Here is an 11,098-nt window from a genome sequence, read left to right as displayed (position 1 = left end):
TCTGGCTCACGAGACAACCGGAGGCCTTCTACGTCTACCGGTCGCTCGCCACGGGCGAGGCCGTCGCGTTCATGGCCTGGCTGCGGCTGGGCGCGTGCGAGGACGAGGAGGTCGGCACCGACGCCGTGGTGGCCGCGGCCTGGAACCACAGTCGCTCGGCCGGCCCGATCCGGAGCGGCGAACACATCGCGCTGGCCCGGTTCATGGTGTACCCGCCCGTCTATCAGCGCCCCTCGCCGGTCACGGACCTCGTGCAGATACGGATCCTGTCCGAGTGGATGCGAGCGCGCCACCTCGCCTGGTCCTACATCGTGGTCGCTGATCCGGCGTTCTGGGAGCCGCAGATGGAATACCTCGACCAGCACCGGGTTGCCGTCGACGCGACGGTCGGGAGCCGGACGTACGGGCTGTACGCGCACGACTGGAGGGCCGTGCCGCTCGAACCCTGGCTGGACCGGCACGTGGAACAGGAACTGTTCGGTGCGCGGCGGCAGCCGGCCGCTCTCCCTGCCGATCTGGTGGTGCTCTCCCGGGAGGAGTTCGACGACGCCGTGCACGACGCGCTGCGTTCGTGGCGGAACCTCGACCGGATCGCCGTCAACCCGCTGACACGCAGCAGGCTCACGGCCGGCCTGGACGGTGAGCCTGCCGCGGCGCTGCGGGACGTGCTGGCCGACGTCGTGGAGGAGCTGGGGCAGGACCCCCGGAGCAGGAAGCTCCACACGGCTCTGGTCACGGCGTTCTTCCGAGGTGTGCCGACCCAGGAAGCCATGGCCGCACGGCTCGGACTGCCTCTGAGCACCTTCAGGCGTCATCGGGCCCGTGGCCTCCAGGAGGTGTGCGACAGGCTCTGGCACGGGGAGCTCTACGGAGCGCCGCTGAAGGACGGTGGCCGGAGAGCGGCCGCTGAGCAGAAGTCGAGCGGTGTTTGACCTGTGAAATGAGCAGGTGTGCGGGCGAGAGTTTCCGTATGACTGCCGACACTGTTCAGCCCTCGTTCTCCCTGCGTGGCGCGGTTGCCCTGGTCACCGGTGCCAACCGCGGCATCGGCCGGGCCTTCGCGCGGGAACTGACCGCGCGGGGAGCCGCCAAGGTCTACGGCGCGGCCCGTGACCCCGCCACGATCGTGGACCCCGGCATCCTGCCCGTCCGGTTGGACGTGACCGTCCCCGAGCAGGTCACCGCCGCAGCCGACCAGTGCGGCGATGTGACCGTCCTGATCAACAATGCGGGGGTCTTCCACCGCGGACCGCTGCTCGGAGCCGCGTCCCTCGACGACCTTCGCGAGGAGATGGAGACCAACTTCTTCGGCACACTGGCCATGATGCGGGCCTTCGCCCCGGTGCTCGGCCGCAACGGCGGGGGCGCCGTCGTCAACGCGCTGTCCGTCCTGTCGTTCATCAACTACGCCCCGTGGGGTTCCTACAGCGCCTCCAAGTCGGCGGCCTGGTCGTTGACCAATTCGGCACGCGACGAGCTGGCCGGGCAGGGGACACGCGTCGTGGCGGTGCACTCCGCCCTGATCGACACGGACATGACGGCCGGCCTGGAGCTTCCCAAGACGACCCCGCAGGTGTACGTCACCGCGGCGCTGGACGCCCTTGAGGAAGGGCGCGTCGAAGCGCTCGTCGACGAACACACCCGTACCTTCAAGGCAATGCTGGCCGACCATCCCCACGGTCGACCGCCGACCTGAAGCCCTCTCGGCCGCGTCGCCGGGCCCGGGACCGCGGGGTGTTGTGCGGGCCGGCGCGCGAGACCGGGTGTGGTCCACCGCCCGGCGGGAGGCAACCCGGCTCACCGGCCTGCGGCGGGTCGGGCCAGGCGTCCCCGTTCCGCTCATGCCGTGCCCGACCGTGCGGATCGGACGAAGTCCTCGCCCCTGTGCGCGATCGGGGGCCGTGGGGCATCGGTGCCCACGTACCCAGCACCGGCACGCCAAGGTCCGCGATCCCGGCCGCGTCGCCGGGCCGGGAGTGATGAGGTTCTCCGGGGCCGGAGAACCTCATCACTCCCGCTGCTCCGCGGGTTCCCTACCGGTTCGGCTCGGCGGCGCTGATGTCGCCGAGCACGGACGTCGCGTCCCGCTCGATCGCCATGTCGCCGAGGGAGACGATGCCCACCGGGTGCCCCTCGTCGACAACAGGCAGACGGCGCACCGAGTGCTCACGCATGATCTCCACCGCACGGTCGAGATCCTCATCGAGGGTCACGGTGACAAGATCCTCGCTGCAGGCCGAGGCGACAGTCGTCCGTTCCGGGTCGCCGCCCTCCGCCAGAGCCCGGACCACAAGGTCGCGGTCACTGACCAGACCGCGCAACTCGTCGCCCTCGGTCACCAGCACGACCCGCCGTTGCAGTCGCCTCCGTCACACGGCCGGAGGCAAGCCTCTGACGGTGGCGCCGCCTCAGGCCGCTGTCGGAATGCCGAGTTCGGCGAGCAGACCGCGCACGCGCTGTTCGATCCGGTCCCGGATGGGCCGCACGGCGTCCACGCCCTGGCCCGCCGGGTCGTCCAGTTGCCAGTCCAGGTACCGCTTGCCGGGGAAGACCGGGCAGGTGTCTCCGCAGCCCATGGTGATCACTACGTCCGAGGACCGCACGGCCTCGGTGGTAAGGATCTTCGGGGTCTCGGCGGAGATGTCGATGCCGACCTCGTTCATCGCTTCGACCACGGCCGGGTTGACGGTGTCGGCGGGCGCGGAGCCGGCTGAGCGGACTTCAATCCGGTCACCGGCGAGGTGCGTGAGGAAGGCGGCGCCCATCTGGGAGCGCCCGGCGTTGTGGACGCAGACGAACAGCACCGAGGGACGGGTGGTGGGAGTGCTCATGGCGGAGGGCTTTCTCGATGGCAGGGCGGGGTCAGGGTGAGGCGAGTTCGGGTTCGTTGTGCGGGACGGTGACCCCGGTTCCGGCCGGGGCGGGTCGGCCGTACGTCATGGCAACGGCGCCCAGCCCGAGCGCGGCTCCGAGTAGCTGGGCCGCGATGAAAGGGGTGACGGACGCGGGCGCGATTCCGGCGAAGGTGTCGGTGAAGGCGCGACCGATGGTCACTGCCGGGTTCGCGAACGAGGTGGAGGAGGTGAACCAGTAGGCGGCCCCGATGTAGGAGGCCACAGCCGCCGGGGCGAGTGCGGGGCGGCCGATCCGGTCGAGGCCGAAGATCAGGAGGATGAGCCCGGCCGTGGCGACGACCTCGCCCAGCCAGAGGTGGCCGGCGGACCGGTCGTGGGTGGAGAACTTCACCAGCGGTTCGGCGAACATCGCGTCGGCCAGGATCGCCCCGCCGATCGCGCCCGCGATCTGGGACGTCACGTAGGCGGCGACGTCCCGCAGGGCGAGGGCGTCCGGGGTGCGGCGGCCGGTGAACCAGGCGGCGAGGGTGACGGCGGGGTTGAAGTGCGCGCCGGAGACGGGCCCGAGCAGCAGGATGAGCACGCCCAGGCCGAAGACGGTGGCGAGGGAGTTGGCGAGCAGCTGCACACCGACGTCGTGCGACAGCTCGGTGGCCTGGATGCCGGAGCCCACCACCACCGTCACCAGCAGCCCGGTCCCGATCGCCTCGGCGGCGGCACGGCGGCCGAGGGAGGTGTTCACGCGGTGACTCCGGCGGGCTGCGCGGTGGCCAGGAACGCGGCCAGCCGCACCAGCACGCCGGGCAGTGCCCAGTAGTACACCCAGGTGCCGCGGCGCTCGCAGTCGATGAGTCCGGCCTGCCGCAGGAGCTTGAGGTGGTGGGAGATCGTCGGCTGGGACAGGTCGAAGGCCGGTGTCAGCTCGCACACGCAGATCTCGCCGTCCTCGCCGCGCGAGGCGATCATCGACATCAACCGCAGTCGGACCGGGTCCCCCAGGGCCTTGAAGACCTTCGCCAGGTCGGCCGCCCGGTCCTCGTCCAGCGGCGCGGCGGACAGGCCCGGGCAGCAGGCGGCGTCCTGGTCCTGGCCGATCACCTCAAGCTCTTGTTTCGACATTCCTCTATGTTGACATCCTTCGATCCAGGGCGCAAGGTTGCATCAACGAACGTCAATACAAGCCGTTCCGGGCCCCTGCCGTGGCCCGTCGCCTGGGAGTGAGACATGAGCGAGCAATCCACCGACCTGCGCGAAACCGTCCGTCAGCGCTACGCCGCGGCAGCCGTGAAGGTCGCCGAAGGCGGCGCCTGTTGCGGACCGCAGCCTGTCGAGGTCGACGACAACTTCGGCTCCGCCCTCTACGCCGCCGACGACCGCGACGCCCTGCCCGCGGAGGCCGTCGCCGCCTCCCTCGGCTGCGGCAGCCCCACCGCCGTCGCCGAACTCCGCGAAGGCGAGCACGTCCTGGACCTGGGCTCGGGCGGCGGCATCGACGTCCTGCTCTCCGCCCGCCGCGTCGGCCCGACGGGGAAGGCGTACGGCCTCGACATGACCGACGAAATGCTCGCCCTGGCCCTCGCCAACGCCGCCAGGGCGGGCGCCAGGAACGTGGAGTTCCTCAAGGGCGCCATCGAGTCCGTCCCGCTGCCCGCGAACACGATCGACGTCGTGATCTCCAACTGCGTGATCAACCTGTCCACCGACAAACTCGCCGTCTTCGCCGAGACCTTCCGCGTCCTCAAGCACGGCGGCCGCATGGGGGTCTCCGACATCGTCGCCGACGACACCCTCACCACCGAGCAGCGGGCCGAACGCGGCGACTACGTCGGCTGCATCGCCGGCGCGCTCTCCTTCGCCGAATACCGGGCAGGTCTGCAAGCCGCCGGATTCACCGACATCGAGATCACCCCGACCCACCAGGTCGCCGACGGCATGCACTCCGCCATCGTCCGAGCCACCAAGCCGGTGCCCGCGGGCGCCTCCTCGGAAGCGACACAGTCGGCCGGCGCGTGCTGCGGCGTCAACCTGTGCTGCACCTCCGGCGAAACCGCTGTCGCCCCCTCTCAGACCGTCGCCGAGGCCAAGACGGCTTTCGGCTGCGACTGCCGGAACTGAGGCCACACGAGCAGGGCTCCGCGCGCCACCGAGCACGGAGTCGAGACCGCCGTGAACGTCACTCCGGTCGGCCGCGCCTACGAACCCTTCGTCAACCACGCCGTATCCGTCGCCCAGGGAGGTCGCCCACGTCGTCACCGGCGAACACGCCAATCAGACAACCAGACAACCAGCCGACCGGGCGACCGGGCGACCGGGCGACCACGGACGCCGAATGACCTCCCCGCCCCCGGCCCGGCGCCCCGGCGGCACCTCGCCGATGTACGGGCCCATCCCCTCGTACGCGACGAAATCCTGCCGGGCTCGGACGTGCTGCCTACGCAAGGCCACCGTTGCTCATCAACAGCTGGCCGTTGATCCACTCGCCTTCCCTGGAGCACAGGAAGTCCACGAGGTGAGCGGTGTCCTGCGGAGTGCCCAGACGGCCGAGCGGGGTGCTGCGGACACAGTGCTCCCGGGTTTCCTCGGACATCCAGCCGGTGTCAACCGGTCCGGGGTTGACGGCGTTTGCGGTCACGCCGAGGTGGGCGAGTTCGCGGGCGGCGGCCAGGGTGATGCGGTCCATGGCTCGAAGCGACTTCCGAACTCACGTATGAGAAGCCAGGTGGCGCGCGCGTTGACGGCGAAATGCCGGTCGAAACTCTCGACGGTGGTGTCGAGCAGGCCGGAGTCAACAGACTCACAGTGGCACATCACCAGCGCGGTGACAGTGCCCAGCCGTTGTTCGACTTCGTCGAAAATGCGTGCCACCCCGATGCGGCCAGCAGACGTGCAATGCCGGCGCCGATACCCACGGTGCGGGCTGGTCATGATCGGCACTCATCGTCACGGTCCGTAACCGTCGGCGGCACCTCCTGGAAGTGCACTACGTGGTGAGGGGGTGGAGGTCGACGAAGTCCAACGGCTGCCCTTCAGGCTGCCGAGATGCGCCTCGGCGGCTTCCGTCAGCCGCTCTGGCACACCGGTTCCTTCAGATCCAGGCGCGTGACGTAGTTCGACCCCTGCCCGTCCCACCCGTACCAACCATGCCGCGAGCCTTGCCATACACTTATTTGAAACACTTGATCGGGAAACACTCAAGTCCCGTGCAACCAAGCTCGATCGGAGCGTCAAGATGAAGGACTTCGCAGGTAGGACGGCTCTCGTCACCGGTGCCGCACAGGGCATCGCCCGCGCGCTGGCCGCGCGCGGAGTGAACGTCGCGATCACCGACGTGGACGCGGACGCCCTGACCGAGGCGCGGGAGTCGCTGGCCTCTGAGCGGGGCGAGGTCCGCACCTTCGTCCTGGACGTACGCGACCGCACCGCCTTCGAGCAGGTCGCGGACAAGGTGGAGGATGAACTGGGCCCGGTCTCGCTGCTGTTCAACAACGCGGGCCTGGGTACGCGGGTCGCCGTGGACGCCATGTCCTACGAATCCTGGGACTTCGTGATGGGCGTCAACCTGGGCGGAGTCATCAACGGACTCCAGACCTTCCTGCCGAGGATGCTGGAACGCGGCACCACCGGGCACATCGTCAACACCTCATCCGCCGCCGGCCTCGTTCCCGAGGGCGGCGGTTACCTCTACCACGGCTCCAAGTTCGCCGTGGTGGGCATCTCCGAGTCGCTACGCCAGGAACTCGCCCCGCACGGCATCGGGGTCAGCGTGCTGTGCCCCGGTGCTGTCGCCACGGGCATCGTGGACAACTCCGCCTCACTCGTCGCCCGCGAGAGCGGCGGGGACGCGCCGGAGATGAAGGAGTGGCGCGAGGCCATGCGTACCCTGGTCGCGAGCGGCATCTCGGCTGCCGAGGTCGGGGAGATCGTGATCGCGGGGATCGAGGCGGACCGGGCGCCGTGGATCTTCACCGACGACATGGTCAAGCCGCTGATCAGCGCGCGGACAGCCGCCATCCTCGACGTCATGCCGTCCGCGGAATCGGCGCCGCGGGTCTCCTGACCCATGACGGGTCGGCGACCCCGGCCGTCCGCCGCCCCGGCCCACAGCCGGGGCGGCCCCGTCCCGCACGGCTTGCGGGTGTCCGCCCAACTCTCCCTTGCCGTCCGCGAGTCGCGCGCCCGGCCGGTCACACAGCTCACACCCCGGGCGCCCCCGATTTCTGGGACATGTGAGCGACGGCGAACGGCTCGAACGCTGCACCCTCCAACTGACGGACGCAGGAGTGCGGACCACACTCGGAGGGTGTCTCACGTGGCAAGTTTCGCGAGCTTCTTGTAGCAGGTCAGGGCGGCGGCCAGGCCGAGGAGGGCGAGGAAGTGCGAGCCGTTTCGTTCGTATCGGACGGTGAGGCGGCGGCGGTCGAAGAGCCAGGCGATCGACCGTTCGATCTCGGCCCGGTCAGTGGTCCCGCCCGGTCAGTGGTCCCCACTTTGGGCGCGAACGGAGGCCGCGTCGGCGATCGCCGGGGTCCGGTCCACCTCGGCCCGGGCCGCGAGTTCGTCCAGCACCGCCCGGTGCAGCCGACGCCACAGGCGGGCCTAGGTCCAACGGCAGCAACGGGGCGGCCGACTCCCGGAGTTCATCAGGAACCAGACGCTTCGACAGATCAGCACCCCCACGACCGGCGTCGTGCCGCACGCACGTCAAGTCACGTCAGACCCTCCAAGAGGTTGTGCACATAGGCGGCGATCGGTTTCCTGTCTCAGCGTAGGCAGAGCAGTCCGACCGACAGGGTGACGTGAGGTGCTCGACCCAAGCGCTTGACCTGGAGCGCGCTCCAAGTTCTACGGTCGTTTCATGACCGCGGGACACGCCCAGCCTCAGCAAGAGCCGACCCTCACGATCGCCCAGGTCGCCGAGCGGACCGGCCTTTCACCGGACACCCTGCGCTACTACGAGCGCGCCGGGCTCATCCAGCGGATCGACCGGACCACGGGTAACCAACGCCGCTACGCCGCGGCCGACCTCGCCTGGCTGGAGTTCCTGATCCGGCTGCGCGAGACCGGCATGTCGATCAGCGACATGCAGTGTTATGCCCAGCTCCGGGCGGCCGGCGATGCCACCACTGCCGACCGTCTGACCATGCTCCGCGATCACCGCCGCGACCTCGCGGAACGCATCCGCGACCTGCAGCGCAACGCCGTCGCTCTGGACGACAAGATCAAGCACTACGAGACGCTGCTCGACCAGCAGCCAGAAACGGACACCCCCGTATGAGTTCCACCCCCGCCGCCAAGGCCCGCCAGGAGCGTTTTGAGCACGGTCTGGACATCCTCACCCGCATCGATGGCGAGGCCGGCCAGAAGGTCGTCGACTCCCTCGCCGACATCAACCCTGAGCTCGGCCACCAGGTCGTCGCTTGGGCCTTCGGCGAGATCTACGACCGTCCGGGCCTGGCCCCGCGCGACCGCCAGTTGGTCACCCTCGGCATGCTCACCGCCCTCGGCGGCTGCGAACCGCAGTTGGAGGTGCACATCAACGCCTCCCTCAACGTCGGCCTCACACCCGAAGAAGTAGTTGAGGCCCTGCTTCACTCCGCCGTCTACTGCGGCATGCCCAAGGCACTCAACGCCACTTTCGTCGCCAAGAAGGTGTTCGCCGAACGCGGACTCCTCCCCGTCGACAACCAGTAACTGATCATTTCAGAATGGCTTCGCTTGGAGAGTTTGGCAGTTGGGCCGGGAAGCGGCAGTGTTCTGCAGGTGTCGGATGATCTTGTACCTGATGATCTGTGGGATCGTGTCGCCCCGCTGCTCCCGCCCCGGCCACTGCGGCGTCGGCGGTATCCGGGCCGGTTGCCGGCAGACGACCGCGCTGCCCTGCGCGGAATCATGTACGTCCTGCGCACAGGCGTGAGCTGGGCAGACGTGCCGACCGAAGCAATCGGCCGCGGTGGGGTGACGTGCTGGCGGCGCCTGCGGGGCTGGACCCGGGCCGGTGTCTGGCCCCGCCTGCACGAGGTTCTCCTCGCGGAACTTCGCGGAGTCGGCCTGCTGGACATGGACGACGCCGCGATCGACGGCTCACACGTGCGGGCTCTGAAAGGGGGGCTCATACCAGGCCTTCGCCGGTCGAGCGTGTACGTCCAGGCAGCAGACGCCACCTGATCACCGACCGCCACGGAACACCCTTCGCGGTCTCGCTGACCAGTGGAAACCGACACGATGTCACCCAGATCATGCTCCTGCTGGACATCGTCCCCCGCATCCGCATCCGCATCCGCGGCCGGGTCGGCCGGCCCCGTCACCGGCCACGGCGGCTGTTCGCCGACCGCGGCTACGACTACGACAAGTACCGCAGACTCCTCCGGCTCCGCGGCATCACGCCGAAGATCGCCCGCAGGGGAGTCGCCCATGGATCCGGCCTGGGCAGGACACGGTGGGTCGTCGAGCGCACCTTCGCCTGGCTCCACCAGTTCAAACGGCTCCGGATCCGCTACGAGATACGAGCCGACCTCCACCTCGGCCTGCTCCCACTCGCCTGCAGCATCATCTGCTTGAGACGCCTCCGAACCTCATTCTGAAATGATCAGTTAATCGATCACCGCCGGCAACGAGTCGTGGTGATCCGGCACTCGGCAATGATCCAATTCCCTGCCCTAACCCCTAGAATGCCCGGTTCAACGAGTTGCGCGGGTACCAAGCCACGTTCAACCCGTGCGCGAAGTCGTTAGCTGCGGATGTCTAGCGCCGTGGCGCGACTGTTCCACTCAGTACCAGGACCACTCTTCGTAAAGGATCTGCCCGTTGCAGGTCCACGCGGTTATCTGCGCATTATCCTCGAAGCTTCCACCGAGCACTGACGCGCAGAGGTTTCTTCCGCCGCCGTCAGGAATGTACCGCCAGCCGTCGTAAATGATGTCGCCAGCCGTGTCCGTAACCCAGACCTGGGCTGTGGAGTTGTTGCATCTGTACTGAACAAGATAAGTGCCGGGGTCGGTGGCACCCCCAAAAAGAGTCATGCATTTTCCATTGTTATTGACTATTGTGTTCCGACCTTGATTATCCGTCCCCATGTGCCACTTTTGATCCACACTCCCAGAACACCGGTACTGGACGAGGTTGGCACCGTCTGAATCGCTATTTCCATACGGAACAAGACATTTTTCTGTCTCGTAGTTATGGAATGCGCCTGCCGTGGTGGCCTGTGCCGAACCTGGAGCGGAAAATAGAACCGCGGTGGCCATCGCAACCACAGTGACCCCGACGGAAATGAAATTCTTCACGATATCCCCTCACTGCGCCTCGTCAGGAGGGGCAGGTTGAGATGAAGTTCTCCCCTTGCATTCACCGAACGAGCACAATGCTGCCCCGTCCGCTGAAGAGTCACAAGAGGATGATCAGGAGGCAGGGTCAAAGTATAGGCAAAATCAGAGGATAGATCACCCCGTCCGATGCAGTGATATTTCCGCTGAATACGGGACAATCTCTACGGCGCGGATTTCGCGCCGTGCATTTGGGTTCGCCGCCCGGCTTGGGGGTCGGTCTCGCTCGTGCCATTAACCATGGATCTTTCGGCGGGCAGAAAAGTGTCGCCACGGCTTAAGCCTTGATGGGTGCCGCCGACCTGGCGGCCTGCTCGATCTTCGCGCAGTAGGCTGCACGGGCTTCCTCGTCGATCTGCTTCTCGTGTTCGGCGCGCAACCCGGTCCGGCCGTCGAGGCCCTCGCGCAGGATATCGGCGTGCCCGGCATGCCGGATGGACTCGCCGAGGACATGGACCATGATGGCGAACAGGTTCGTGTCGGCATAAGGCTCCGTCCACCACGGCACGTGGCCTGGGGCGTCGAGGGGAAGCTCGTTGATCGTCACGTCCGAGTGTTCCCACGTGCGCCGGTAGAACCCGATGATCTGATCGCGGGTCTCGTCCTCGGTCGCCCACAGATCGCTGCCGTTGGAGTCCTGCCACCGGGGCAGCGGTTCCGGGGAAGGGCGGTCGAAGACCTCGCCGAAGTACCTGGCCTCGACGGTGGCCACGTGTTTGACCAGGCCGAGGAGGTTGGTCCCGGTCGCTGTCAAAGGTCGGCGGGCGTCGTACTCGGACAAGCCGTCGAGTTTCCAGAGCAGCGCCTCGCGGTCCCGCCGCAGTCTCCCGTGCAGGTTGTCCTTCGCGAAATCATCGATCATGCGGCATGAGCCTGCCATGGGCCGCTCGTGGTCTCAAGATCCCGCACATGGTGCGCAAC

The 11,098-nt window shown here is 67.9% G+C and carries 11 protein-coding genes and 5 pseudogenes; 8 read left to right on the top strand and 8 right to left on the bottom strand.

The genetic code is table 11. The features are described from left to right. Positions 1-932: pseudogene (locus tag AB0F77_RS37515) on the top strand (ATP-binding protein); the annotation flags it as partial. Positions 933-970: 38 nt separating this feature from the next. Then, on the top strand, positions 971-1,696 hold the full coding sequence (locus AB0F77_RS37510) for an SDR family oxidoreductase (RefSeq protein WP_361957458.1): 726 nt from the start codon (positions 971-973) through the stop codon (positions 1,694-1,696). A 337-nt stretch (positions 1,697-2,033) separates the two neighbouring features. Here the strand turns inward: AB0F77_RS37510 and AB0F77_RS37505 are convergent. The 4 genes and pseudogenes from AB0F77_RS37505 to AB0F77_RS37490 all read right to left on the bottom strand — a co-directional run. Continuing rightward, positions 2,034-2,345 (bottom strand): annotated as a pseudogene (locus AB0F77_RS37505) (CBS domain-containing protein); the annotation flags it as partial. 63 nt (positions 2,346-2,408) lie between these two features. Further along, positions 2,409-2,831 carry an arsenate reductase ArsC gene (locus AB0F77_RS37500; RefSeq protein WP_361957455.1) on the bottom strand — a complete coding sequence of 141 codons (423 nt, stop codon included), beginning with the start codon at positions 2,829-2,831 and terminating at the stop codon, positions 2,409-2,411. Between the two features lie 31 nt (positions 2,832-2,862). Beyond that, positions 2,863-3,597 carry an MIP/aquaporin family protein gene (locus AB0F77_RS37495; RefSeq protein ID WP_361957452.1) on the bottom strand — a complete coding sequence of 245 codons (735 nt, stop codon included), beginning with the start codon at positions 3,595-3,597 and terminating at the stop codon, positions 2,863-2,865. Next, positions 3,594-3,974 (bottom strand): metalloregulator ArsR/SmtB family transcription factor, encoded by a 381-nt coding sequence (locus AB0F77_RS37490; protein ID WP_361957449.1) that lies wholly within the window; start codon positions 3,972-3,974, stop codon positions 3,594-3,596. Before AB0F77_RS37490 ends, AB0F77_RS37495 begins: the two co-directional genes overlap by 4 nt. Positions 3,975-4,079: 105 nt before the next feature. On the opposite strand from AB0F77_RS37490, the gene arsM reads away from it, so the two are divergent. Together arsM and AB0F77_RS37480 are read left to right on the top strand one after the other, a co-directional pair. Then, positions 4,080-4,970, top strand: coding sequence for an arsenite methyltransferase (gene arsM / locus AB0F77_RS37485; RefSeq protein WP_361957446.1), 891 nt, complete (start codon positions 4,080-4,082; stop codon positions 4,968-4,970). A gap of 30 nt (positions 4,971-5,000) precedes the next feature. Then, positions 5,001-5,127: pseudogene (locus tag AB0F77_RS37480) on the top strand (phosphate transport system regulatory protein PhoU); the annotation flags it as partial. A 159-nt stretch (positions 5,128-5,286) separates the two neighbouring features. On the opposite strand, the pseudogene AB0F77_RS37475 reads toward AB0F77_RS37480, so the two are convergent. Beyond that, positions 5,287-5,764 (bottom strand): annotated as a pseudogene (locus AB0F77_RS37475) (SDR family oxidoreductase). 320 nt (positions 5,765-6,084) lie between these two features. Here AB0F77_RS37475 and AB0F77_RS37470 point away from each other — a divergent pair. Then, a complete protein-coding gene (locus AB0F77_RS37470; RefSeq protein WP_361957443.1) occupies positions 6,085-6,912 on the top strand; it encodes an SDR family NAD(P)-dependent oxidoreductase in 828 nt (275 codons plus the stop codon). Between the two features lie 248 nt (positions 6,913-7,160). Here AB0F77_RS37470 and AB0F77_RS37465 read toward each other — a convergent pair. Continuing rightward, positions 7,161-7,301, bottom strand: a pseudogene (locus tag AB0F77_RS37465) (IS5/IS1182 family transposase); the annotation flags it as partial. A 409-nt stretch (positions 7,302-7,710) separates the two neighbouring features. Between AB0F77_RS37465 and AB0F77_RS37460 the strand changes: the two are divergent. The 3 genes from AB0F77_RS37460 to AB0F77_RS37450 all read left to right on the top strand — a co-directional run bounded on the left by AB0F77_RS37460 (position 7,711) and on the right by AB0F77_RS37450 (position 9,436). Further along, positions 7,711-8,130 (top strand): MerR family transcriptional regulator, encoded by a 420-nt coding sequence (locus AB0F77_RS37460; protein ID WP_361957440.1) that lies wholly within the window; start codon positions 7,711-7,713, stop codon positions 8,128-8,130. Beyond that, a complete protein-coding gene (locus AB0F77_RS37455; RefSeq protein ID WP_361957437.1) occupies positions 8,127-8,546 on the top strand; it encodes a carboxymuconolactone decarboxylase family protein in 420 nt (139 codons plus the stop codon). Before AB0F77_RS37460 ends, AB0F77_RS37455 begins: the two co-directional genes overlap by 4 nt. 69 nt (positions 8,547-8,615) lie before the next feature. Next, positions 8,616-9,436, top strand: a protein-coding gene (locus AB0F77_RS37450) for an IS5 family transposase (protein WP_361957468.1) whose coding sequence is annotated in 2 segments (ribosomal slippage) — positions 8,616-8,955 and positions 8,955-9,436 — 822 coding nt in all. Because the reading frame shifts where the segments join, the coding sequence is not laid out codon by codon here. A 186-nt stretch (positions 9,437-9,622) separates the two neighbouring features. Here the strand turns inward: AB0F77_RS37450 and AB0F77_RS37445 are convergent. Together AB0F77_RS37445 and AB0F77_RS37440 are read right to left on the bottom strand one after the other, a co-directional pair. After that, entirely contained in the window at positions 9,623-10,138 is a 516-nt protein-coding gene (locus AB0F77_RS37445; RefSeq protein WP_361957434.1) for an RICIN domain-containing protein, read from the bottom strand. A gap of 316 nt (positions 10,139-10,454) precedes the next feature. Then, entirely contained in the window at positions 10,455-11,039 is a 585-nt protein-coding gene (locus tag AB0F77_RS37440) for a DinB family protein (RefSeq protein WP_361957431.1), read from the bottom strand. Positions 11,040-11,098: the final 59 nt, after the last annotated feature.

This window comes from Streptomyces sp. NPDC026672 (genome assembly GCF_040638185.1).
In the GTDB taxonomy this organism is placed as follows: Bacteria; Actinomycetota; Actinomycetes; order Streptomycetales; family Streptomycetaceae; genus Streptomyces.
This window is presented reverse-complemented; position numbering and strand designations above follow the sequence as displayed.

Coding starts and splice junctions, on each gene's coding strand:
- AB0F77_RS37510 (WP_361957458.1), top strand. CDS start 971: ATGACTGCCGACACTGTTCAGCCCTCGTTCTCCCTGCGTGGCGCGGTT.
- AB0F77_RS37500 (WP_361957455.1), bottom strand. CDS start 2,831: ATGAGCACTCCCACCACCCGTCCCTCGGTGCTGTTCGTCTGCGTCCAC.
- AB0F77_RS37490 (WP_361957449.1), bottom strand. CDS start 3,974: ATGTCGAAACAAGAGCTTGAGGTGATCGGCCAGGACCAGGACGCCGCC.
- arsM (WP_361957446.1), top strand. CDS start 4,080: ATGAGCGAGCAATCCACCGACCTGCGCGAAACCGTCCGTCAGCGCTAC.
- AB0F77_RS37470 (WP_361957443.1), top strand. CDS start 6,085: ATGAAGGACTTCGCAGGTAGGACGGCTCTCGTCACCGGTGCCGCACAG.
- AB0F77_RS37460 (WP_361957440.1), top strand. CDS start 7,711: ATGACCGCGGGACACGCCCAGCCTCAGCAAGAGCCGACCCTCACGATC.
- AB0F77_RS37455 (WP_361957437.1), top strand. CDS start 8,127: ATGAGTTCCACCCCCGCCGCCAAGGCCCGCCAGGAGCGTTTTGAGCAC.
- AB0F77_RS37440 (WP_361957431.1), bottom strand. CDS start 11,039: ATGATCGATGATTTCGCGAAGGACAACCTGCACGGGAGACTGCGGCGG.